This is a genomic window from Macrococcus equipercicus (assembly GCF_024205945.1).
Classification (GTDB): domain Bacteria; phylum Bacillota; class Bacilli; order Staphylococcales; family Staphylococcaceae; genus Macrococcus; species Macrococcus equipercicus.
The window spans coordinates 1,027,129-1,052,125 of the sequence record NZ_CP073809.1 but is presented as its reverse complement, the minus strand read 5'-3'; the positions used below and the strand labels follow the sequence as shown (position 1 = coordinate 1,052,125).

The window sequence follows — 24,997 nt, the reverse complement described above, 5'->3', positions numbered from 1 at the left end:
TGGTCTTCTCAACGCTCCTTAATCAATGTCATTGTCTCGCTGTCTGTAAAAATGCACGTATCAGCGGCACTAGTTGTAAAAGCAGCTCTTCATCGCTTAATCCTGCCGCCTCTTCATTCCAGAATGTCATAGCAGATCCTGCTATGTTACTGGCGGCAGCTGCATAATATGGATCGTCATGGTGACAGAAGCGGGTCAGTCTGTGTTGATTCTTGATGTAAGCCGCCTGTTCATGAACAGCCTGTTCGCTGCGCTGCACATTCGGCAGAAATGCTGCTGTGTAGAAGTTGTAGTTATAGACTGCCCGCTGACTGCTGAGGAACTCATCAGCTGTCAGCCCTTGTTCCGGCTGCTGCCAGTATAGAATCTCAACATTCGGCGCTAAGCTCTTTAGCCCGTCTGTTGTCACGCCGTCATTCCAGATGGCAGGCGTATATCCTTGTTCAGTCACATAGTCAGCGATGGTGTTGATGAAATGAATATAGTCCTGCTGATAGCTTCCGCTTCCCGGAACTTCGTCTGCGCCGATCACTAGACGCTGCAGTCCCCGCTGCTGAAACAGAGCCGTGATGTCATCGATCATCTGCTTGACGGCAGCCACTGCCGCTTCATTGCCAAAATAATCAACGACTGTCTCATCAAAATCCGTCTGAATGACATGCTGCGGATAAAGCTCCTGATGACGTTCCAGCCAGTACTTCGAATGTGCCGGTACATCAAAGTCCGGTATGACCTGAATGTTTCTGTCATTTGCGTAATGAATCAGACCTGTCACTTCCTGCTGTGTCAAATAGTCCGGATTCGTTTCCCCGCTGTTCAGCGCTAAGTAGTCAGAAGCTATGCCGTATCCTTCGTTATCCGAGAAATGCAGCTGCAGAAAATCACCTTTACCAGCCGCCAGTTCATCTATAACAGCCGTCAGAACGTCGACTGAGCAGTAACGTCTTGCACAGTCGATGACGACACCATGCTGTTGATTCATGTGTATCACTCCTTTACTTCATGTATACACGCTGTCTTCAGGTGTAAACAAAAAATAAGCGGAAGTTTCCGCTTATTTTCCCGTCTTTGCTGCATTGATGATGCCGAAGTAAATTTTGGATGTTATCCAGTACATCACCCCGTAGACCAGCATAATGACCGCGATAACACTTAAGTAGCTGGTCATGAACAGCAGATGGTCCCTGATGCCTAGCAGACCAAGCAGCTGGAAGATGATGTTCGATGCAAACGCCGTATGAATGACGCCGATACTAATCGGCAGTAAGAAGATAAAGAGAATCTGCGTGTTGATCGTCTTTTTAATAAGCGCATGAGGCAGTCCCACTTTTTTCATGATGTCATAGTTCCCCTGATCTTCATAGCCTTCAGCAATCTGTTTGTAGTATAGGATAAGGAACATGCCGACGAGCAGCACAATAGAAACAACCAGGCCGATAAACACCAGACCTCCATTGATTTCATACAGTCTGTTCTGTGTCTCCTGCTTCTCCTCCAGCTGCACACCATATTTCTTCCTGAAATGATCAAGCTGTTTATCAAGTGCCTTTTTATCGCTCACTGCGTTAAATGTCATTATTGTACCGATGTCTGCAGTAAAAATCTCGGCCATCTGTTCAAGTGCCGGCATATCTTTGACGACGATATACATCGCATCAATCGCAATTTCTCCTCCAATATACTGGTGTTTTAGAGGAACAACATCATACGTTTTTTTGCCCAGTGTCAGTGTCCGATAGTCATTAAAGCGTTGCGTATTAGCACTTAAAGCAATCTGTCCGTCTTTCAATGATAACCGTTCGCCTATCACCGCATTATGCCCCTGCTCTGTCACAAAGAAAGCACATATTAAGTTTTTGGAATTCGTTTTTGCTACGGCCTGATTGATTGTTTTCAATGTGCCGTTCACATTGCTCATGCAGACCGACATAGTCGGTTTCACATTGAAGTGGTCAATAGTTGTAATGTCTTCTATATCTGCCATCATCGCTTTAAGTGTCTTCGGCGCTGAACCATCCTTATTATACTCATAAACAGTCGTTATATAATCCTGCTTAAACTGGGAATTAACATTGGACTCTATACCACGGTACGTCGTTAAGGACATGCCGATTGTCACAATAAGAAAGGTGACAAGCATGGTGATGCTTGCCAGGCTGACTGCATTGGCTTTCATCCGTGCCAGCAGTCCGGAGATTGACAGGAATCTGACCGGATGATAGTAAATCGCCGGTATGTTCTGCAGGGTCTGCAGAATAAGGATGGTAAGCGACATGAACAGTAAATATGTTCCTATCGTCACGACGAGCACTGCCAGAAAGATCCGCTGCAGTGAATTGATGACACCTTGGGCAGACAGCGCGATGTAGTAGCCGTAGCCCAGAGCGGAGGCACCGATGATAAGCAGCATGATAATGACCCATTTCTTCATCTTCTTTTCGCCGGCTTTCTTGCTCTGCATTAAATGAGCCGGACTTTGTCTTGAAAGTATCCAGCTGTTAATGATGAATAACACCAGCATGACAGCTGCCAGCAGGGCGAGTGTTATTATCATTCCTTTAAAATCAAATGGATAGTCCATCAATGTGATACCGGACGACTTAACGAGCCGGTTCAATACCATAAAGATCAGATTGCCGAAAAGATAGCCGCCGGCAACACTGATAACACTGATGATGACGTACTGCACAGCCATCTCAAGCAGCAGTATCAGTCTTATGTGCTTCTTCTCCATGCCGAGCACCATGTTCAGCGCAAACTCCTGCTTCCGCTGTTTCATGACGAAGCGGTTGGCATAAATGACAAACACAGCGGCAAGCAGTGTCGTCATGATATTCGCATACTTCAGAATAAGCGGCAGACTCGCATGACGCTGCTTAATGAAGTCATTTCCCATAAGAGACAGCATGATATACTCAAGACCGAACATGACACTTGCTGCCAGGACAAACGGAATAATGATCTGTTTCAAAGCTTGAAAGTTTTTAACGACAAGTTTCCAGAGCAGACTGAGTTTCAAATCACTCACCTCTTTCGTTCAGCATCGCCAGACTGTCAGAGATACGCTTTTGAAACGCTGCAGGCTTATCCTGACCTCTATATATCTCATGATACAGCACGCCATCCTTAATGAAGAGCACACGGTCCGCCGCCGCTGCATCGATGACTGAATGCGTGACCATCAGAATTGTCTGATTGTTGTCGTTGATCATCCTGAAGAGTGACATAATATCATTTGATGTCCTGGAATCCAGTGCTCCTGTCGGCTCATCTGCCAGCAGTACTGACGGCTTTGTAATTAAGGCCCGCGCAATCGCCACCCGCTGCTGCTGGCCGCCGGATAACTGATACGGATATTTATCAAGCAGGCTGCTGATACCAAGCTGCGCTGCAAGCGGTTCAAGCCGCTGATTCATCGCACTGGGTTTCACGTTGGATAACACAAGCGGCATCAGTATGTTGTCACGGTTCGTCATCGTATGCAGCACATTGAAATCCTGGAAGACAAATCCAAGCGTCTCACGCCGGAACTTTGCGATTTCCTTGTCTGCCAGCTGCCCGATTTCCTGTCCGGCGATAGTGACCGAACCTTCTGTCGGCTGATCGAACGTCGCGATGATATTGAGCAGCGTTGACTTCCCTGAACCGGACTCCCCCATGAGCGCGACAAACTCACCCTCGTGGATCGAGAAGTTCATTTGGCGCAGTGCTGTTGTCTGATTGCTGCCTTTGCCGTATACTTTTTTTACGTTTTTAATATTAAGTAATGTCATTGTCCTCACCTTTCCTTTCTGTTGATACTTATAGGTTACTCGACAGAAAACGCGGCTGCCTTTATCTATTCTTACAACCAGCCGTCGCTATCTTACAAAAATGAAAGGTTGGACTGCGGAGACTTAAAGTGAATAGTAAATGTGGAGCCCTGCCCTGCATTTGACTTGACGGTGACCGGCTGATTCAACCGGCGGCCCACTGTACTAGTAATATAAAGACCGAGTCCGCTTGACTTATCATTCAGCCGTCCGTTGAAGCCTGAGAAACCGCGGTCAAAAATCTTCGGCAGATCAGTGTCGCTGATACCGACTCCATTATCACGGATATCAAGCTGATGTTCTCTGTTGTCAAAAGTGATCCATATATCGCCGCCGCGCGCATATTTAAGCGCATTGTTCAGCAGCTGGTCAACCATGATTGATGACCATCTGGCATCCGTCAGGACGAAATCGTCAATCGGCTCATAGTGCAGCTTTGTATGGTAATGAATAAAGAGAATCGAATATTTCTTCAGCAGCGGGAGGATCAGATCATCCAGCTTGACTTGACTGAATGTCATATCAGTCGTCGTATTCATGAGCTTTAAATAACTGAGTGTCAGATTCGTATAGTTATCGATCTGCAGCACTTCCTGCCGCACTAGACTGATCATATCATCGTCCGGATGCTCCAGCAGTAATTTCACTGCTGTGATCGGTGTCTTCATTTGGTGCACCCAGAGCAGAAAGTAGGACTCCACTTCATCCCGGTAGTCATTATGTTCGTTCCGCAGCTGTTTCAGCAGTGCCTGATTCTCGCGGAGCTCATCAGCAAGCTTCATCTCCTTCTTAAAAGTAATGAACGCAATGATCCAGTAGATCACACTAATAAACAGCACGATACTTGCAGCGATGATATAGACGTCAAGCGGCAGGTCAAATAAGATAAAAATACTCAAAAACAATAATAACGTTAAACCAATCATCAGCAGTTCTGGTGTTTTCCGGCGGAGAAACGTTGTCACGCCATCACCCCTCAATCCGGTAGCCGACGTTTTTCTTCGTCTCGATAAAATCCGTTAGGCCGAGCGTACTCAGTTTCTTGCGCAGCCGCGTCATGTTGACCGCAAGCGTATTATCATCTATGAAGTGCTCAGATTCCCAGCACTTCTCAATCAATGCGTTACGGCTGACAAACTTGCCCGCCCTCTGAAATAACAGGGACACTATCTGCAGTTCAGTAAGTGTCAGACCAACCGATGCATCTTCTCTGTATAACTTTGCTTCATCGGCTGCCAGCCTGCAGTCACCCACCGTCAAATCATGACGTGCTTCTGTGAAATCATATGTCCGGCGCAGCAGTGCCTGAATCTTGCTGATGGTTACCGACATATTGAACGGCTTCTCGATAAAATCATCGCCGCCCATCTGCATGGCCATCACTTGATCCATGCTGTCAGTCCGCGAACTGATAAAAATAATCGGCACATTGGATGTCTTCCGGATTTCCTGGCACCAGTGATAACCATTGAATGACGGCAGATTTATATCTAACAGCACTAAGTGCGGATTAACTTCATTATAAGTTGACATAATATTATTAAAGTTTTCAACAGTGTAAGTGTCGTACTGCCATCTGTCGAGTTCAGCTGCTAATGAACGCGCAATGACTGAATCATCTTCTATTATTAAAATTTTCACCATCTCACCTCGTTGCTTGTTCCTTATAAAAGTATAACTTAAAGCATGCAATATATCAGCTGTTTGACCCAGCACTTATATTCAGTCAGTGCAGAGAAGACTGCTGCAAAAAAGAAATAACATAAGGCGTTAACTGGAGTTGATTCATGACTGAATCGTCTAGGACAACTCCTATGAGGGAGGTGATTGTTAAATCAAGTGTAGACGATTTTATTATATTTAATTAAATATGGACTCAAAATAAAAAAGCCTTAAAGCGACATCGCTCTAAGGCTAAACTCTATTAGTACTGCTTCATGTATTGATCGCGTTCCCATTCTGACACTTGGGTTCTATATACTATAATAAAATTTCATACAGTTTTATAGAGTATAAAATACCATTAAATCAAGTTAATAGTTTTTAAAAATATACATAAATTTAAAGTGGTGAGTCCAAGTATGAGTCCAAAATCATTTGTTAAGAAAAATGGACTCAAATAACTATAAATTAATTATAAAATATATCATTAAGTTTAACATTTGTGCATTCAGAAATATTGATTAATTCGTAAGCTAAGAAATCACGATTTAAGTTTATAGATTCATTATATTCTTCTGGAGTCACCTCTGCGAAAGCAGCAAATTCTTTAATCGTGTAACCATTCTCTAATCGATATTTTTCGAGATTTTTAGAAATCTTCATTCTTATTTCTTCACTTGTCACATTACTCACTCCCTATTTAAAACTAAAATCGGCGGTTTATTTATTTGAACTATTATGTCGATTCATTGCTTTTATACCTTCTAGAAAAATATTTCTTTCTTTTTCAATCTCTTTCAATCTATTTTCATTTTTCATTCTTTCCCGTAAGGTAATGTTGCGATGTTGATTATTTTGAATATTGAAAGCTAATAAGTCCTTATTATGTCTTATGTCATTGCTCAATAACATTATAACCACCCTTTCTATTTAAATACTCAATATTATGCTTAGCGTCAAAATAATGCTTCCTGTTAATCCATATAGGACCTTCACCTTTTGTAATAGTCAAGATATCGACAGGGCCACCAACACTTTCAATATTCTGTGAGTACTTTCTTTTGAATGATGTGAGATTAATAAGCGTTTCAGCCATGTGAGGCAATTCTTCCAACGGCAAATGAACAATAGTCTCTTCAAATGGATGAGTGAATTTCGAAAATTTGAATTCATCTATTTTAGACATGATAGCATTTTTTTCATCTTCATTCAAAGAAGAGTCATTTATTGTTTTTGCAATATGCTCATCGACAAACGGATGTGAGCCATTAACAACTGTATCTATCATATCCGTTTGTGCAAAAGGAATTATTGCAGATAACTTATTCTCTTCAATACTAATATAAGAAGTTCGCTTACGTAAATATAGTATGTTCCCGTTAAAACTACCATGCAACTCCAATTCTACCATCGATGGAAGCACTTCCTGATTTCCATAACCAGCTATAACTAAAGAGCTTTTACTAATTATTTCGAAATCAGATTGTAATGTTAAAAAAACAAGATTTACAAAAGCTAGTTTTATCTTATCGTCAGGTATCTCATTATTAAAGACCATATTTATTTGAGTATGTATAAGCTCTTGATAATTTGAGAGCAAGTAGTCCTTATCTATGTCAAAAACAATATTTGTACCAGACGCTATTATATTATATACCTCGGTGATACTGTGTAAAACTATTTGTCGAACTTGATCATTGTCGATTTTTCCTTCTGAGGCTAAAACATTGTTAATTAGCATTTGCGACTTTTCCAATACGTACTCTAATAATTGATGAGAATAACTTGTTATCATTTCAATCTCAGCAAATGTTGTTTTCGCTTCTGGGAATGAGTCTAAAAAATTTATAAATCTTGACGCATATTCTTCTACTGTTGTTAATTTTCCATCTCCTAATGTTTTTTTGAATTCCTTTATAACAATACCCAAGGATAATTTATTGAAATTGGCATTGCCATTGATCATAATGCCTATATCATGCTTATTTAAACTGAATAATTTATTGACTGTGTTATATGTTTTAGCTGACTGTCCTCCACTGATTGTAACAGCACTATCAGCTGCTAACACGATGCCTAAGCTATTCATAATACATATTTCTGAAGTCATAATTCCTTCCCCCTTTTTCTAACATTGTAACTTTCCAATATCTTTCTCGATAGTCAGAACATAAATTCTATAGAAACAAAAAAAGCCGCCCACCCTGTTAAGATAGACGGCTTTAAAATTATGCTTTAAATATTTTATCAATTTTTAAACGTTCGAGCCAGATCCAATCATTCGACCCTTTGCCTGTGAGTGCGTCCGTATAGATGCGACCAAATCCGTTGTGAGTCTCAAAGATATAAACCTCATCACCCGGCTGTAAATCATATCCGGCTTTTTTATCAAATTTAAATCCGGTAGATTGGCTGCCTGTACGTTTCCGTACTTCAGCGCCGTCACTGTCAATCCGCCCTTTCACATACGCTTCAGGTGACCGGTAACGGTATTTGTTGAGCGGAAAGCTGACGTTTTTATCGACTGTCGGCTTAGCTGTTACTTTAGTTGCTGATTGTACAGCCTGTGCTGTATTCTCGCCAATCGCTTTAACCTTAGTTGAATCGCCTTTGTAAAGTGAATTGACGTACTCAGCTACTTTTTTAGCGACCTGTGTCCATGTGATGCCCCAACTTTTGAGGTACTCAATCGGGTCGCTATGATCAGTGCCGCCTAAGTATTTACTTACTGCGTCATGTGACCAGACAGTGCCTGCCCCATCTGCCGCATCATCAGCAAGTAGATTGTACCAGTAAATTTGATAAGCCATGTAAAAAATCCATCTGTCGATTGCTGCCATTGCATCCGCTTTTGATTTATAACGCACAAGCTCGATGTGGATGAAACGACCATTGGCAGTCGGGCCAGCACCCCATGCGACGTAATCCGTGTTAGCGACTTCAACGATTTTTTTATTACCTGCATAGGCATGTACAAAAGCATTCTGCCAGTTGGCTCGCATGTATGCAATCTCGCCATCGATTGTAGAGTTGGGATTGGCTGTTTCGTGACCGACTACACCTTCAGGACGTCCAACGCCATTCCGGTACGGAATTTGTGGCAGCCCTTTTGTATGATCAGTAATAATTGCGTATTTCATTTTTGCGTTTTTAGTCATTGTAATTCCTCCATCTTTTTTAAATTTTATTCTGATAACGTGCGATAGTCCCTCGTAATAATCCAGTCGTGGCGTAACCGGTGTATCTGCGTCATCGTCCCAATTTTGCTCAAGTACAATACATGATTGCAGCGTGATGTTTTTATATGCGATTGCAACGTGTCCATATTTGTTGTCAAAACGACCATGCGAATAAATCAAGATGTCGCCTTTTAATATCTCGAGTTCAGGTATGTTTATAAGAACATCCGCTTGACCTTTAAAGTCGTTGTAAATCAAGTCACGGGCGTTACCCGTCATTAATATGCCAGTGGCCCATTTGACTAAATCGGTCGGTAAGTCGGCACATTGAAAACCATACTTTTTATCCGGATCAATGTACTTGCCGATGTACCAATCGAGACGGTCGCTCAACTCTTTAGTCGTTTTCATCGCTTACCTCCATATAAAAAGACGACCTATTGGCCGCCTTATAAATCTTCATTTTTTTCAGGCTGTACTTTAACGTTTACGTTGAGTTCTCCGCCCGGTAGATCAGGTGTATTATTTGTCGAAAACTCTTCCTTAATCTCTGTCCGTATAGATGATTTGCCGTCACTAATCACTGCCAATTTTTCTTTTAATTCCTGTGGTACCGGTAATCCTAACTGTACTGCGTTTTCAAAAATACTTAATCCCTCGTTGGCAATGTAAAACATAATCGTTAACTTTACTAGCCCGCCCTCCATGTTTATAATCTGATCAATGATGTTGGCCAGAATAATAATGCAAAATACCAACATCTTACGGGCATAGCCAAACAGCGATTTTCTTGACCACAGATTACCTGCCACGAATGCTTTCATTACACCCGTTGCAATGTCAGCTATCATCAAAATGATGAGCGCCTTAATTAGAAACAAATCTCCATTGTAAAAAAATTGTTTGAATGTATCTGATTCTGTCACAAAAATTACCTTATCCATTCTCCACGCTCCTTTAATTAATAACCCCTAACCTAAGTCAGAGGCTCATCCACGCGTTTGACATTGCTGTCTTCCTGCAGCACGTAATACTCATAGGTCGCACCTGTAAACTGTGCCATCATCGTCAGCATCTCTTTCAGCTTGTTGGCCTTTTCAAGTTCCACGAACACCGTGCCGTTTTTCAGGTCATCCGTCGGCATGTACGTGCCGTTATAGCTCTGGTACTGCATCACTTCTTCTTTCTCAGTAGTCGTATTGAGACGGGCAACAAAGTACTTTACTTCCTGCTTAACAAATTCACTCATTTTCCATTCCTCCATTTTTTTTATTTATAAAAAAGAGACTACTTTTCAGCAGCCTCTTGATTATCGATCTGTTGTTTCAGTTGTTCTAACTCATTGTTCTTGTCATCCAGCATCGCTGTCAACATGACTTCTCTAGCTAATGCTTCAGTCAGTTTCTGCTGTGTGATTCCTAACTCTTTCTCATAGTTTCTATTCATTTAACTTCGCCCTTTCTGCTTCCAGTTCTTTTTCGAGATGTGCAATGCGTTCCTTTACAGATGAAAGATAGGCTTTATCATCGTATATCTCGCCCTCTTTAACATCTAAAAAAGGTTTAAACCCCTGCATTTTAACGATAATTTTATCAAGCTGTTCGGCTGTGTTTTTATCGATAATAAATATAAACCCCTGCAATTGTGAGGGGTCGTTAATATTACTTAGTTCGCATGCTGTGAAACTGCCGTCTTCTTCAATTTGAGTCGGGTCAATAATCAGTTTCATCAAATCGTTGTGCTGGCTGGCATCATTAATAGTGTATGTTGTAATCAATATTAGTTCTCCTTATAGATAATCGGTAACACGACAGTCCAGTATACGGATCAACGCATCAGCATCAGGCGGGCCGTCAGCGATAGGACGGAAGTAAACGTAAAACTCCTTACGTTGATATGTAGGTGTTCCTAAATCCACCGTGATATCGAAAGGTACTTCGCCGTTAGAATCAGCTTTAGAATCATTTAAACCTGCTGTTACAATCTTATAGATGCTGTCATCAGAGTTACGAACCATGCACCCTCCGCCTGTGTAATTGACTTTTATACGTATAGTCAATACAACATATCTCGCGCCATGAAAAAAGTGATAGTACGCTAGTCGTCCATAGTTTGAGTACAGAGCGCCACCTAATGCGAGAGTGTTACGGTTAGTGCCGTAGTACGTGCCTTTTTGATAGAAGTGTGCGATACCTTCAAACGGCTGTCCCGGTCTCGGCGGCACGCTCGACATAAAGTACGGCATCGTAGTCGTTATCATACTTTCGTTTTTAATCATGCCATTATCAATCGCTACTGCACCATCTGGACGTGTGATTTTCAATCCGCTGTTAGGTTTATTTAACTCACCCTTAACACTGTTAATCATCACACTGTTAGCTGTCACACTGATAGAGTTGATGTTGTCGATAAATGCCTGTTTACTGGTTAACCGATCAATTAATGCTGACGAAGCAAACAACTTATCAATCATCGCTGTGTCAGACTTAATAGCCGTTGACGTGATACTGTCTGCCGTGATGATGTTTGACTTGAGCCAAGCAATATCGCCACGTGTAGCTGTTATACTATTTGATTTGATTGCGTTAATCATCGCAGTGTCAGCAATGAGTTTATTAGTTAAGATGCTATTTGCATTTAACTTATCCATTAATGCAGTATCGACCTTTAATGCTGTTGCGTCAATACTGTCTGCTGTAATGATTTTAGCCTTTAGATTGGCAATGTCCGCATTTACAGCTTCAAGCGATTTCGTTTTGACCGTATCTGCAAAGACAACATCTGTCACAATCTTTTTGGCAAGTATCTCGTTAGCATCAAGTTTATCAATCATCGCCGCATCTACATTTAACGCATCCGCTGTAATACTGCCTGCCGTGATAACACTCGATTTTAACGTAGCAATATCCGCATACACTGCATCGAGTGATTTCGTTTTAATCGTGTCAGTCAGTACGCTGTCTGCAACTAAAGTTTTAGTCAGTATGCTATTTGCATTCAGCTTATCCATTAATGCTGTATCAACCTTTAAAGCCGTTGCATCAATACTATCCGCTGTAATCACATTAGCTTTCAACCATGCCACGTCTGCCCTTACCGCCGTTATTGCATTTGTTTTAATCGAGTTAATCATCGCTGTATCAGCAGTCAGATAGTTGGTCAGTAATGCGTTCGTATTCAGCTTTGTAATGAGTGCTGTGTCAGCTTTGAGTGCCGTAGCAGTAACGCTGTCAGCCGTTAAAATACTCGCCCGTAAGTTGGCAATATCCGCATTGACTGCTGATAACGACAACGACTTAATATCGCCTGCTACCACCATATCACCTGTGACACGCATAACCTTTGTAATGATATCCACGTTTGATGGTGTAACCGATATAGCACTCGCTATCTCTGTACCGCTGACTTTCTTGCTACCGATTAATACACCATCTGGCTGCACAAGGACTGCTGACTGTTTCACATAGTCATTACCGATATTAGTAGCTTTCGTCAATGCACCGTCTGCTGTCACTTTGATTTCTGCTATTTTGTTTTCAGCGTCTTCGGGTGCGGGTTGATATGAACCAACTTTATTCCCCTCAACCAACATAAAATTCTTATATTTCATCGTTGCAAATTCATTAGTTGTTGTGCCATCTGCATTAGTTTTTATATGAAATGCCGTGTAAGCCAATATATACGTATCAGAAGCAATAGAGGCAGGTGTAGTGAATGTTCCTACGACTTTTATAGTGCTACCAACTGGCATAGACTCATATGCGGCTTTAGTCATTTGTGCCATAACTGTGAAGCCCGCAGTTGGAGAATAGAACAATGTATGCCCGTATTGTTGATTTGCCCTTAAAGGAGAAGACGGCTTACTTGTTAGTTGAACATCATAAGAAACAGTATAGGTTGTTGAAGGCTTAATTTTTATTTGAACCCATGTCTTAGGTAATATCGCCTTTGCCCATCCAAGTATATCCATTTCTTTTGTCGTGCCGATACCTGTGACTATTGAATTGTTGTCAACTAAATTAGTCGTACCAGTCTTAACCGCATCAATATCATTAGTCCATACTTTAGTTGTAACCGCATTAATTGTCTGGTCAATCTGACTGCCTTTATCTGTCCGCCACTGTTCTAAAGCACCGACTTTACCACTTACCGTAGTGATGGCAGTAGTATTACTATCTGCTGTACTCTTAGCCGTGTTAGCTGTACCCTCGATACGCTGTGTGTCTGCATCGTAGACTGTCTTAGTTACACGCTTCAATATTTCATTGGCATTAGTCGTGATATTCGCTTCGGCTGTCTGTAATCTTCCGTCAATCGGACTAATATCCGTTAGCCATGCTTTAGTCGATACAGCATCAATCGTCTGATCAATAGCCGTACCTTTGTCAGCTCTCCATTGTGTCAGACTATCAACATTACCTTTGACAGTCGTAATCGTCTGTGAGTTCGTATCTGCTGTTGATTTCGCTGTATTGGCTGTCTGTTCAATCTGACCTGTACGAGTGTCGTACTCAGTCTTAGTAACCCGCTTAGTGATTTCATTGTTTGCCACAACAATAGCTGCGGAGTTTTGGCTGATAAGGGCATCACGGTCTAAAGGTGAAATGTCGTAAGGTGTAGCTTTAGTACCTATCTCGAGTTGGATATTACGGACAATCGGGAATCTGCCTGAATCGTATGTGCCATAAAATGATAGAATAGCTTTCGTTTCAGTGGCTTTACTTAATACAGGAGACAACCCTTCAAATTTGAAACGTTGCCATTCAGTTGTCACTTGTACTGTTTGGGAAACAAAACTATATTTAGTGCCGCTACCATTTTGCATGTAGACTTGAATAATACCAGCAATAGGCGATTTAATATCCATAGACAATGAATATTTTTGAGTTAATGAATAGCTTTCAAATATAGGTGCTAAATCAACTGTCTGCAAGTATTCTCTTGTTGGCTTAGGATATTCATAATTACTATTACGGATTAAGTTAACCCCACCAAACACAATTCCATCAACTGCACTCTGAACCTCTGTTTTAGTGGCAGTCAACGCAATCTTGCCATCCATGTCACTGATTTTACTCGTATGTCCACCGACCGTAGTTGTTAACCCACTGATGTCCTGTTTAGCTTGATTGATTGCTGTCTGCTGTGAGTTAGTTGTATTAGTCAGCGTTGTGATATTATTCTGTGCCGCTGTAACATTCTGCTCTATTGTACCGACTTTACTGTTGGTTGAGCTAAGTGCTGTGTTGAGTGTACCGAGTGCAGAGTCAGCAGCCTGTTTGTTCGCTGTAACAGTCTGTGTGATTGAAGCATCCAGTGCCTTTGCTTTCGCTTCTGCTGCTGATACTGCGTTTGTGTAAGCTGTGTTGATATCCGTAGATAACGTATTTTTTGTATCTGTGATTTGTTGTGACACTACCGCATCTAACGCTTTAGCCTTCGTCTCTGCATCTGTTACAGCTTTAGTGTAGCTGTTGTTGATGTCAGTTGTGAGTGCTGCTTTTTGGTTGTTGATGGCTGTGTTAAGTCGCGCCTCTGCTTCAGATACTTTAGTCTGTGCCGAAGATACGGCATTGTTATAGCTGTTTGTGATGCTGGTGTTCAGCTGTGATTTAGCCGATGTCAATTCTCCAGATATGACTGCATCCATTTCTTTAGCTTTCGATTCAGCCGTTGTGACAGCGTTGTTGTATGATGCTGTAATATCAGTGCTTAATGTACTTTTTGCAGTGTCTATCTCCCCATGCATTCGAGTTTCAGCAGCTGTGACTTGTGCCTGTGCATTGATTTCGACCTGCTGGATTTGTGCATCAATTTCCTGTTTTTGTGCATCAAAGTTGTCGCTAAAATCCTGCCTTAACTTTTGTAATCCAGTCAATGTGTCTTTTTTAACAGTCGCAATGTCGTTCTTTACATTCTTTTTAAAACGATCCTGCTTGAAGAACGAGTAATCGCCTAATCCTAACTCTGACAGCTTTGGGTTGAGCAGATTGACACGAATCTTTTCCACACGTGCTTTTTTTACGATATCAATGTCTTTATAGATGATTCCGATTTCATCGCCTAAGTAGTAATCACCTGACTTAGCAACGGTCGTCTCATAGGACACTTTAGGCACACAGTTCTGCTTCAGCCATTCGTATGTCTTATCAGCCAACACTTGTTGATCCTGTTCGTCATCGAAGTCGACTAGTGCAATACGCGGCTTAACATTACCTGCAGCATCATAGTAGCCATACTGCTGGGTAGCTGACACGATTTCAATATAGTCTTGTCCAACCGGCTTTGTATAGCCGTCTTTTGACCATGCTAATTCATCGAACAATACTTTGCTGTTAAGTGCTGAGTTTGTATCATCTGCCTTGCCTCGTCCGATTGCTGCCGTAAATACTTCCGCCTCGTCCTGCTCCTGGACAATCGATAATATGTTTGTGCCGTATGCATAACGGTCACCTGTCCACTGACCCAGCTTCTTCTTAATGTACATATTCTTTGATGTAATCTTACGGCCATCAAATCCGAAGTCATAATCAAACTCAATATTCCATAACTCGATGATACGTTTACGTGCGTCCTGCGGCGTCTCGTAATAAAAGTCGAGTGATTTAAGGCTGGTGACATCTGTCTCCTTAACTATCCACCCTGTGCCGCTGAATGCTGCATCTGTTGCTGCCTTAGCATCTACGCTGACCAGACGCTTATCTCTAATCACTGTCATTGCTTTAGCTTCATCGAAGAATAGATGGACACCACTCACTGTGAGGGTGCGTCCGTCCACTTTTCGCGTATGAATCTTATACAGCTGAAAATTTTTCTTGAGATCAAAGAAACCAAAGAAAGCAGCTGAATCAAATGATTTTTTGTGATTGTAGACCTGTCCCTGCTCCGTTTTAAAGAATAAAGGAACTTCTACTTCTGCAAGATAGAGACCGTTTATCTCTAACTCCTGTATTGCACCGATTAAATTACCGCGTGGAATGATCTTAGTCAGTTCCTTTTTATTACTGAACAGATAAATCATAAGAACACTCCTTTGTATTTAATCAGTGTGCTGGCAGGTGCAGGCGTTATTACAATTTGGTCACCTGTCTTGATTTTGAAATCCTCCCAGTCAGACGTGATGACTAAGTTTGTAAAGCCGTCAATGTTTGTACTCGCTTTTAAGATGCTGTTGCGAGATACATCAATCTTGTATATTTTTTCTACTGATGGATTAAGTCCAGACAGTTTGATCGTTTTGTTGGTCGTTGTGTTAATGATGTCAAGTGTTGTCGACGTTCCAGAGTAACTGACTTCTATATAGGGCTTTGTCGGATAATCACTATTAACAGTTAAGACAGCCGAATTATTATAAGCAATCGTTTTTTCAGCTGAATACTTAAATGGATTTGAGCAGTTAAATTCAAGTGTGAATACTAATTCGTTTGCGTCTTCTTTTGGATTGTCCCAGCCTGTGTAAACACCGTAATAATATCGGTCGTTCTCATCAGTAAACTGGATAGCCGCAATATCTGATTTACGCAGCATGACATTCAGCTGCTCGAACTTCCTGCGCAGTGTCGCATTATCTTTTGCACTGATCATCATCTCAACCTGCAACTGTCTCGGTTTAAGGGTCAGACTTTGAAAGAGTTCACCGTCTAACATGTCTGGACTAACTGAACTGTAGTTATAATCCACTGCTCCGCGTCCTGTGACGTTTAAAGTCATCACTGTACAGTTACTATCTGTTAATGTGGAATCGATATTGATACCGCTGAATATTGTTTGTACGCCGCTGTTGATTTGCATTGAGCCGACCTGCGTCATATCAGTAAAACTGTATGCCATTCATCCACCACCTTTCATTAAAATAAAAAGAGACTATCACTTGATAGCCTCTATACGTCATAGACTTCTTCGAGTCTGACGCTTGTATTCTGTCTGTCAGTGATGTCACCGACAAACGCATTGTAATCTCTGTTACCGAGTGCAAAGTTAGCGTTCAGAGTCACACCGACCGGCTCATTACGCACTGTGTTGATCACATCTGCATTGACCTGTGATGCCACATTAGCAGTCGCATTTCGCACACTTCCGGCGATGTCCGGCAGACCGTTTGTAAACTTAGGTGTGTAGGCATCAGAGACTTTAGTTGCCAGTCCTGACATCGTTCTGACAGCAGCAGCTGTCTTTGCTTTCACGCCGACAATCAGACCGTCCACCGTATATGCACCGTGGCCAGCAAACACACGTGATGGCGAGTGGATACCTAGACGTTTTTTCACCGTGTTGCTGATTAAGTCCGCAAGACGTATTGCTGCAGATTGCAGTGCCTTATCCTGCTTTTTTAATCCCTCAACAATGCCACGTGCCGCGTTCACGCCGACGTTAAAGAAATCGCTGGCTTGTCTGTCTGCTAATACTGACGTCTTGCTGTTGATATTCTTCTGGATTGTATTAAGCTGTTGAATCGTTGCTTTGGAGGCATTCGCTAAGATACGTGCCTGTTCTGCACCACCGTCAATCCCTGCAGCAAGTAAATCTCCGATGATATTCTGGCTCACACCGCGTGATTTCAGCTTGTTGATATTATCGGCATATTGAGCAACTGCCTTGTAGCGGGCTTGCATATCCGCGATAAGACCTTTAGATGTTGATACCTTAGCATTACCAATGGATGCAAAGCCGCGTGTATCGTTTAAAATACTATTCTTAAAGTCTGTACGTTTCTGCAGCACAGCATCCAGTTTATCCTGGGCTGCTGAAATGCGTGTTGCCAGTTCTTCACGCTTCTTAGCAATACGTGTCAGATAGATCTGCATCGGTCTGATCTCGTAAAACGTCTTTCTATTTGTTTCACGCTTTTTGTACTGTCCTGACGCGATATTGTGAAGTGATGCGTACTGCTTCTTCAGCCTATTGATTTCTGCGGTCTTAGCAGCACGTACTTTGACTGTCATCTTTTTGCGTAAATCTTTGTTGAGTTTGCCGATTTTGTCTGAAATGGTTTTACGCTTTGCGATGATATCATCAATTTTTTTAGTGCTTGTCGCCATGTTGGCTGTCAGGAATCCATAGACACTAGCTGCGCCTTGACTTGCTGTATTGTAGTTATTGCTCTTAAGTTTAGCAAGTCCCTGCGTTACTGGTCTGAGCATTCTGTCAATCGCTGTTGCGACGCGCGGGATATCCTTTTCAATCCCGATAACTAAACCTTGTACTGTGTAGTAACCAATCTTCTTGAACACACGTGATGGTGAATGAATACCAAGTGCTGCCTTAGCTGCACCAATCGCACCTTTTACAGCGCCGACTGCAGCACTGACTAAGCTACCTGCAGCACCAGTAATACCGTTGACCATCCCCATGATTAAGTTATGGCCGGCTGACATCATTTCTCCTACAAATCCAGCTGCGGCTGATACCATCGCAGATAGTCCACTTGTTAAGGCGGACAACGCAGATGATGCGCCAGAAGTAACAGCTGAGATGAATGACGACATCGCCGACGTTATGCTTGAGATAAGTGACGATGCGAACGAGGTGACTGCGCTGATCATCGTACTGAATCCGCTTGTTAACACTGATACGACTGTGCTAATTGCAGATGATACCGCCGATGTAATGGATGACCACGCTGACATGATTGCTGACAAGATTGATGACATGATGCTTGTCGCCACTGATAACATCTGACTAAATCCAGATGAGATAAATGAGACGACTGTAGATATCGCGCTGCTTACAGCTGACGTGATTGCTGACCATGCTGACGCAACCGCAGATGAAATAGACGACATGATGCTTGTCGCTGTCGAAAGCATAGCACTAAAGCCGCTAGAGATAGCAGACACAACTGCTGATATTGCACCGCTGACTGCTGATGTAATCGCAGACCATGCCGAGCTGACCGCGGATGAAATGCTGCTCATGATGGATATGACAGTTGAAACAACCGCATTGAATCCACTTGATACAACACTTGTAATTATTGAGATCGCTGCACTGATGGCAGATGAAATAGCAGACCAGACTGATGTCACAATGGAAATGAGTCCGTTCCAGGCAGCTGAGAAGATAAAAAGAATCATCGATCCGAATGCTGTCAGACCTGAAATAACAAACTGAATGCCTGACTGCACTGCCGTGGAAATAAGGACCCATACTGTCGTTACAATCGCGACTAAGCCATTCCATGCTGCTGTAAAGATAGATGCCAGCATTGCACCAAACGATGCCATACCTGTTGTGATGAGACTGATACCAACCGTCACAGCTGCTGTAATAGCTGCCCATGCTGTTGTAACAATCGCAACTAAGCCATTCCACGCAGCACCTAATGCACCGCCGATTATAACGGCCCATCCTTGCATCAACGCAGACAGTGTAGTGATGCCGTTGACAATGCCGTTATACATTACTGACCATCCGCTCAACCACATCTGGAAGCCTGTTACAAGTGCCTGACCGATTGCATTGACAACATTTCTAAACCCTTCGAACTTTTGATAAGCAATCACTAGGGCTGCAATAATCAGACCGATAGCGACGACTGCCAAGCCGATAGGATTCGTCAATAACGCGAACGCTCCTGCAGCAAGCTGAATGCCTGTACGAATCATGTTAAATACACGAATGACTGTCATTATGCCAGTCGCTATATTCATAACGACCGGTAACACTAAACCTAATGCACCGATGAATGATGTAATCGCACCGACCACCATCACAATTTGAGGATGCGCCATTGCAAATCCTGCCACCCATTGAGCAATGCTTGATACTACACCAAGAACTGCCGCACCGACCGGCGCCATCGCTGTTGCAAAGGCAATCACCGCAGTTACGATATTTCCGATGGTACTCATGATGATAGGACCTTGAGTCTGCACGTAATCAATAAACTGACGGAATCCTTGAGATTGACCGACCGTTTCCGACCATGCAGCAAATTGTGCGGCCATCTGCTGCAAGGCACCAAATATTGTTTGGCTGTTTGAGCCAAAGGCTGTAAATAAGTTAAAAATACCAGTAAAGACGTTTCCAAAGATCGAGCCGATTACAGGTAAGTTAGTCTGCACATAGCTGATAAAGTTGCGGATGCCATCAGCTGTACTAACTGATGTTGACCAGGCTAGAAACTGTGCTGACATGTTTGCGAGTCCTTGCCCCATCCATGTAAACAACGGCCCAAACGATGTAAAGATCGCCATAAGTCCGGCACCAAAATTGCCGGCAGCACCTAACACATTACGAAACGTTGATACACCAGTTGTATTAAGCATCGCAAAAAAGTTATTTGCAATAGCTGATTTATTGAAGAAATCGAGTAACTGCGTACTCATGGCCGCCATAGAGTTAGAGACGCCTGTAATAAATGGATTAAGTCCGCTTAAAGCCGTCTTAGCGATGTTTACACCGTTGGCCATAGTAGTAAAAATGGCTGCCTGATTACTCTGTATTAATCCTGCCCATGTACCCTTGAGATTATCTAACGCCGTATTAAATGCATGCGTTTCTGCTGTCGCCTGTAATGTGCCATCCTGTAGCATATTGTATGCTGATGTTGCCATTGCGCCGAATATCATTACGCCTGCTCCAGCAATTCCTAAGGCACCCGCTAAGCCGATAGCACCACCACCCACAACTGCAATCGCATTACCTACTGCCATCACGGCCGGAACCAGTGACGCTACAATAGGAATGGCTGCCGGCGCTAGTGCCATCAACGCGTTCTGCATCATGCTGATTTCTGATGCTGTCTCACCAAATCCATCTTTTACACTGTTAGATGCGGACCTGAATGCTTTTTGGAATAATCCTGATCGTTGTGTTAGTCTATCGACTGCCGACGGATCAGCATCAAGTCGGACGCGTACTTTGTTAGGAATCGATTTAAGAACAGCCTTAAATCTGGCAATACGTGATACTGCTGCAGCCTCTTCGACCTCAATATCAACTTTAGGCTTTTCGCTTGAAAGCTGTTTAGCTGATAAACGTACGCGCTGCATATTTCTGATCGCTTCACTGTTGCGCGCTATGATTTCAATCTGCGCCTTCTTCTTATCGAGTAAGTCAGAAGCGATTTCAGCTTGCTTCACTTTACTTGATAACTTAGAAGTGTCCGCATCGATATCAATCTCAACATTCTTACCGTCCAGTGATTCAGATAACCGTCTTGCCATTTCGACCTTCTTCTGAAGAGGCTTGACATCGCCATCAATCTTCACATCATCGCTCTTGCGATTCTCAAGTCGCTCAAGCATCATCACAGCCTGGTCGACTACCTTTTTCAAACGGCTGTTGTTACCCGTCAAGAGGGCCTCCAGTGTATAAGTATCTTTATGATCTGCCATTCAATCCACCTCCCTATTTCTTTTTATTTCGTTCAGCAAGCATTTCAGCGACTTTCTGTTTATCAGACTTGCCGTTTGACTGCACTTCCTGTTCAAATTCATACAGCGCTTTCTCAGATTTCTGATAATCGAAAAAGTCTTTAAACGATTTATAGACGTATTCATGACGCTTGTTCTTGCCTGCACCCTTTTCTGTCTGAGCGTTGACTTCACGTTCTAAAAAGGCGGCTTTGTGCATCTTGTACTCGTCGTATAAATCCCTTTCATTCTTTGCATGTGACAGGCAGTAGAACTCCGTCAGTGTCATCCGATTGACTTCATCAATGGACTGTTTGCCGAAGTTCGCCATCGCCTTAATCACTATGTCCCAATAAGTAACTTTTACAGTACTTACACTGTCTCCTGGAGCGCTTTTTCTACGAGGTCTTGGGTCAAAAAATGATGCTTCATTTCTTCAAGTACCGCGTCTGCGAATCCTTGGAATGAGCCATACTGATCTTTAACTGCTTGAAGCACCTGCATCACTTGTTCTTCTGTCTTTGGTCGTGCAGGTTGTCCGAGCGTTAATGCAGGGATGATTTTAGCGATTGCTAATGGATTCGCTGTTTGTAATTTTGGCACTAGCATTTCAAAGCCTTCACCTAAATTGATTTTTTCTACTTCGAGTCCTAAAGCCTTATCCACTGCGTTTAATTCGCCGAGTCCGAAACGTAATTCTAATTCTTGACCATTTACATTGATTGTTAACATTTAATACACCTCATATAATTAGTTTTTTATAAATAAAAAGAGGAGCCGAGGCCCCTCGTTTCTTATGCTACTACTGGTTGTGATGCAAGGTCTGCAAGGCCGTCGTCTGCAACGTCCGAAGCAATCATGTCATGGAAGACATAACCAAGGATGCCGTTTGCCTGTAAATCTTCTGGTGGTACTGTTGCAAGTCCTTTTTGGCGCTTACCGTATGTTACGAACGTCCCTTCAACTGTCGGGTCATCTTCGGCCGCCGAAGTAGCTTCCCATTCAGTCAACCAGCCTTGACGATATTCAGACTGAAACTTACCATCTGCTGACTTTTTAGCGAGATCCACTTCCCAGACTTCAAGTGCAAAGTCATCGACGATAGAGTCATCTAACATCTTGTATGCATCATCAGCTGTAGATTGTAATGCTTTGATGGAAAGTTCATCTTCAAGCAGTGCTTTTTTAAAGATACGACCTGCTTTAGTCACGACTGCCTCGCGATCACGCTTATAAGATTTTGAATGTTCCTGCTGTAATACTAATGTTGCTGGTTTTGTATCGCCTAATTTACGAAAGTACAATACTTTAGAAACGCCATCTGCGATTTGATTCATATAAACACTCCTTTAATTGATTTGATAGGTCACGTTAATCGTGCCATGTAATAGATCGTCGTTTGTCGTTGTGTCGGTTATCTCTGATGTGTTGATGTCTCTGACCTTAAGCGCATATCCCTCAATTTCACGCAAATTAAAAAGACTCTGCTCAATCTGAGTCAAAGTCTTGTCATGTGCGCCTCTGTCAGCGGATAAATACCATGTATCTATCTTGAGCGAGACGTTCATATTACGTGTGAATTTATGGATATTGCCATAGTCCGAATTGTCGTTCTTCAAGACGATAAACGGATAAGGTACTGTGTCCATTGGTAGGCGGTCATAGACCTGGTTACCTAGCATCGATATCATTGTAAACACATCATCGTAAAGCTGTTGTCTTGGTGACTTCAACTCATCACCTCGTCTTTTCTTCTAGTATTTGCATGATTGTTTCAGATTGCTTGCTAATTGTGTTAAAAAAGAAAGGCTGCGCGTCCATGAAACGGGTGCCTTTTTCAACGTACCCCGAATAGTGAGCAGGAGACGAAAGAATCCCACGCGCCTGACCAGTCTTTGAAGAGTTAATCAGACGTCTTAAATTACCCGTAGAGTAACCCTTGTCAAATACTGCAGCATCACTCACTTCACCCTGCAGCATGATTCGGATATCCTGGACAGCGTCATCCAGTTTTTTATCAGATTGCTTACTAAGTTTCTGCAGGTCGCTCTTCATCTTGTTTAGGCCCTTCCACTTTACCATGACTGCACCTCTTTAATGTAGACGACCTGGTCAGTTTGATAATCGGATATCTTGGCTACTCTGTATTTTTTGCTATTGATCAGCACGTGTGTAGCTCCAGTAATGTCCTTATTAATCAGTCTGATAACTGCATCTGCACTTGTGAGGTTGCCGAATGTCTCAAGTTGACGCTTGTTAGAGAGGCCCGTTACCATGCATGGATAGGTTGCAATCTCTGACAGCTGTGTGACTGTCTTTGACTGCTTAGGGTCGTAGGCTGATACTGACTTATAAAATGTTGCTCTGTCCTTATCCATCAGTAAAACGCCACCACCCCAGGAGTATCATTTGATTCCTCCGGTTGATAGCGTTCAAAGATATGCAGATAGCTGTCGAAGTCTTTATCGTAAGCCACACTGTAACCCTCAATCGACTTAGACTTCATGCCCTCGCTACCACGTCTGTAATAGCGTGCTACGGCCACATCTTCAACAATGTAGCCCAGTTCATCCGGTACTGACGTAAGAGCCGGCAGATAGCCGAGCATCGCTTTCCCGACGTTGTTGATGATAAGCGTAAGTAAGTCATCCTGTTTAGTATCAGTGATGCCTAACTGCAATTTCACATTACTCAGCGTCTGCGTCAGTTCCATACAATTCACCTTCAATCAATGCTTCAAGATCGTCACGCTTCACTTTAGCAGGCACTTCAATGCTGTGCTTCTTAGCAAGTTCATTCAGTTCAGAGACTGTCAGCGGCTTAACAAGAACTTCTTTAGCTGCATTCTTATCAGACGTCACTTCTTCAAAGCGTTCAGCGTCATACGTCTGAAAGATTGCATCCTTAGTGTGACTGACTGATAGATTCAATCGGTCTGTGAATGTTACCAACACTTTTCCTAACATAATTTCACCACCTTAATAAGATTAGGAGGCCGTTAAGCCTCCGGTTATGCTACTGGTACTTCAGCTGCTGGCGCCAGCTTAGCGAATGCTTCTTCTTGTGCAATGTGGAAAGCAACATCCATCGTGCAGCGTAAAGAAATCAATTCTTGCTCATATAGATTGACTGGAGAGCCGTCTGCATTTGTGATTGTTGATAGTTGAGCCTGTGTAGAAATCTCATAGCTCATCGGGTATGGCACACCGTAGAACATCTTGTCGAAGTCACCTGCATAAATTTCGCCTTTCTTGATCTCTGATGATTTCAAGTCAACTACTGGTAGACCATCAAGTGTCTTAGCAGATTGATCGTAGTAGCGTTCTTTTGTCACTTCATCAATTACGCCACGTAAAGCAGTTTTATTTTGGTTTTTAGAGATAAAGGCATTAGGGTCAACGTCATGCGAAAGCAACTTATCTTCTAATTCTAAAATCTTATCTAAATTGATTTCTCCAGTGATTACATTGCCTGCATCTGTTGCTGCCTTAGCGACTGATTGAACGAAAGGATTCTCTACTCCTAATAGTCCAGCTTCGTCGAATTTCTTATAAAATGCTTCAGCAATTTGCGGTTTCATCACATTGAAGAAATCACTATACGTATAGTTCAGGTACTCCCGTGATGCTAAGATAATAACTGCAAGTTTATGAGAACGCATTGTAGCGCTGACTGTAGTTGGTTTAGTTGTTTTGATTTTTTCACCCTCTGCAACCCAGTAAGCGCCCGGCTTATCAGCCCAGTAAGTGAATTTCTTTTCTGATTTTCCGCCCATGTCAACAGCTTTACCCAACTGCATAATTTTAGAGTTCTGCATGATATCCAGAAGGATAGGCTCATTAAAATTATTGAGTAATGTGCCATCTTTCATTTCGTGCATCATCACGTGATCTGGATTAAACGTTTGCGGTGTCATATTTGGTGCTGCAAAGAACTGAATGTTTAACTTCAGTTTTTCTGTCATTTTGTTCATAAGTTAGTCTCCTTT

Annotated in this window: 24 protein-coding genes; all 24 read right to left on the bottom strand. The window is 42.5% G+C overall.

Annotation, left to right across the window (positions count from 1 at the left end; genetic code table 11):
* Nucleotides 1-28: 28 nt before the first annotated feature.
* Nucleotides 29-982 carry a family 20 glycosylhydrolase gene (locus tag KFV11_RS05375; RefSeq protein ID WP_254250562.1) on the bottom strand — a complete coding sequence of 318 codons (954 nt, stop codon included), beginning with the start codon at nucleotides 980-982 and terminating at the stop codon, nucleotides 29-31.
* A gap of 72 nt (nucleotides 983-1,054) precedes the next feature.
* On the bottom strand, nucleotides 1,055-3,019 hold the full coding sequence (locus tag KFV11_RS05370; RefSeq protein WP_254250561.1) for an FtsX-like permease family protein: 1,965 nt from the start codon (nucleotides 3,017-3,019) through the stop codon (nucleotides 1,055-1,057).
* 1 nt (nucleotide 3,020) lies between these two features.
* Nucleotides 3,021-3,773 carry an ABC transporter ATP-binding protein gene (locus KFV11_RS05365; protein ID WP_149458797.1) on the bottom strand — a complete coding sequence of 251 codons (753 nt, stop codon included), beginning with the start codon at nucleotides 3,771-3,773 and terminating at the stop codon, nucleotides 3,021-3,023.
* Between the two features lie 92 nt (nucleotides 3,774-3,865).
* Nucleotides 3,866-4,777: a sensor histidine kinase gene (locus tag KFV11_RS05360; RefSeq protein WP_436970227.1), complete on the bottom strand. Its 912-nt coding sequence runs from the start codon at nucleotides 4,775-4,777 to the stop codon at nucleotides 3,866-3,868.
* A gap of 4 nt (nucleotides 4,778-4,781) precedes the next feature.
* A complete protein-coding gene (locus KFV11_RS05355) occupies nucleotides 4,782-5,453 on the bottom strand; it encodes a response regulator transcription factor (RefSeq protein WP_254250560.1) in 672 nt (223 codons plus the stop codon).
* 489 nt (nucleotides 5,454-5,942) lie between these two features.
* Complete coding sequence (locus KFV11_RS05350; protein WP_254250559.1) at nucleotides 5,943-6,158, bottom strand: hypothetical protein; 216 nt, start codon at nucleotides 6,156-6,158, stop codon at nucleotides 5,943-5,945.
* 211 nt (nucleotides 6,159-6,369) lie between these two features.
* Nucleotides 6,370-7,584, bottom strand: a complete 1,215-nt coding sequence (locus KFV11_RS05345) for a hypothetical protein (protein WP_254250558.1) — start codon at nucleotides 7,582-7,584, stop codon at nucleotides 6,370-6,372.
* A gap of 118 nt (nucleotides 7,585-7,702) precedes the next feature.
* Nucleotides 7,703-9,064 (bottom strand): N-acetylmuramoyl-L-alanine amidase, encoded by a 1,362-nt coding sequence (locus tag KFV11_RS05340; protein WP_254250557.1) that lies wholly within the window; start codon nucleotides 9,062-9,064, stop codon nucleotides 7,703-7,705.
* A gap of 38 nt (nucleotides 9,065-9,102) precedes the next feature.
* Entirely contained in the window at nucleotides 9,103-9,597 is a 495-nt protein-coding gene (locus KFV11_RS05335) for a phage holin family protein (protein WP_254250556.1), read from the bottom strand.
* A gap of 32 nt (nucleotides 9,598-9,629) precedes the next feature.
* Entirely contained in the window at nucleotides 9,630-9,902 is a 273-nt protein-coding gene (locus tag KFV11_RS05330) for a hypothetical protein (protein WP_254250555.1), read from the bottom strand.
* A 38-nt stretch (nucleotides 9,903-9,940) separates the two neighbouring features.
* On the bottom strand, nucleotides 9,941-10,099 hold the full coding sequence (locus KFV11_RS05325) for a hypothetical protein (RefSeq protein WP_254250554.1): 159 nt from the start codon (nucleotides 10,097-10,099) through the stop codon (nucleotides 9,941-9,943).
* Nucleotides 10,092-10,430 (bottom strand): hypothetical protein, encoded by a 339-nt coding sequence (locus KFV11_RS05320; RefSeq protein ID WP_254250553.1) that lies wholly within the window; start codon nucleotides 10,428-10,430, stop codon nucleotides 10,092-10,094. The genes KFV11_RS05325 and KFV11_RS05320 overlap by 8 nt, the downstream gene beginning before the upstream one ends.
* A 12-nt stretch (nucleotides 10,431-10,442) precedes the next feature.
* The gene (locus KFV11_RS05315; RefSeq protein ID WP_254250552.1) at nucleotides 10,443-15,674 is read right to left on the bottom strand and encodes a phage tail spike protein; all 5,232 of its coding nucleotides are present in this window, start codon (nucleotides 15,672-15,674) and stop codon (nucleotides 10,443-10,445) included.
* A complete protein-coding gene (locus tag KFV11_RS05310; protein WP_254250551.1) occupies nucleotides 15,671-16,483 on the bottom strand; it encodes a distal tail protein Dit in 813 nt (270 codons plus the stop codon). The genes KFV11_RS05315 and KFV11_RS05310 overlap by 4 nt, the downstream gene beginning before the upstream one ends.
* A 50-nt stretch (nucleotides 16,484-16,533) precedes the next feature.
* Entirely contained in the window at nucleotides 16,534-20,991 is a 4,458-nt protein-coding gene (locus tag KFV11_RS05305; protein ID WP_254250550.1) for a hypothetical protein, read from the bottom strand.
* 13 nt (nucleotides 20,992-21,004) lie between these two features.
* Complete coding sequence (locus KFV11_RS05300; protein ID WP_254250549.1) at nucleotides 21,005-21,352, bottom strand: hypothetical protein; 348 nt, start codon at nucleotides 21,350-21,352, stop codon at nucleotides 21,005-21,007.
* Nucleotides 21,353-21,381: 29 nt separating this feature from the next.
* Entirely contained in the window at nucleotides 21,382-21,741 is a 360-nt protein-coding gene (locus tag KFV11_RS05295) for a tail assembly chaperone (protein WP_254250548.1), read from the bottom strand.
* A 62-nt stretch (nucleotides 21,742-21,803) separates the two neighbouring features.
* Nucleotides 21,804-22,346 (bottom strand): phage major tail protein, TP901-1 family, encoded by a 543-nt coding sequence (locus KFV11_RS05290; RefSeq protein WP_254250547.1) that lies wholly within the window; start codon nucleotides 22,344-22,346, stop codon nucleotides 21,804-21,806.
* A 12-nt stretch (nucleotides 22,347-22,358) separates the two neighbouring features.
* Nucleotides 22,359-22,742 carry a tail completion protein gp17 gene (gene gp17, locus KFV11_RS05285; protein WP_254250546.1) on the bottom strand — a complete coding sequence of 128 codons (384 nt, stop codon included), beginning with the start codon at nucleotides 22,740-22,742 and terminating at the stop codon, nucleotides 22,359-22,361.
* A 4-nt stretch (nucleotides 22,743-22,746) separates the two neighbouring features.
* On the bottom strand, nucleotides 22,747-23,091 hold the full coding sequence (locus KFV11_RS05280; RefSeq protein ID WP_254250545.1) for an HK97-gp10 family putative phage morphogenesis protein: 345 nt from the start codon (nucleotides 23,089-23,091) through the stop codon (nucleotides 22,747-22,749).
* Complete coding sequence (locus KFV11_RS05275) at nucleotides 23,085-23,387, bottom strand: hypothetical protein (protein WP_254250544.1); 303 nt, start codon at nucleotides 23,385-23,387, stop codon at nucleotides 23,085-23,087. The genes KFV11_RS05280 and KFV11_RS05275 overlap by 7 nt, the downstream gene beginning before the upstream one ends.
* Nucleotides 23,387-23,695, bottom strand: coding sequence for a phage head-tail connector protein (locus tag KFV11_RS05270; RefSeq protein WP_254250543.1), 309 nt, complete (start codon nucleotides 23,693-23,695; stop codon nucleotides 23,387-23,389). Before KFV11_RS05270 ends, KFV11_RS05275 begins: the two co-directional genes overlap by 1 nt.
* A gap of 1 nt (nucleotide 23,696) precedes the next feature.
* Nucleotides 23,697-23,975: a hypothetical protein gene (locus KFV11_RS05265; RefSeq protein ID WP_254250542.1), complete on the bottom strand. Its 279-nt coding sequence runs from the start codon at nucleotides 23,973-23,975 to the stop codon at nucleotides 23,697-23,699.
* 44 nt (nucleotides 23,976-24,019) lie between these two features.
* Nucleotides 24,020-24,982, bottom strand: a complete 963-nt coding sequence (locus KFV11_RS05260) for a phage major capsid protein (RefSeq protein WP_436970226.1) — start codon at nucleotides 24,980-24,982, stop codon at nucleotides 24,020-24,022.
* Nucleotides 24,983-24,997: the final 15 nt, after the last annotated feature.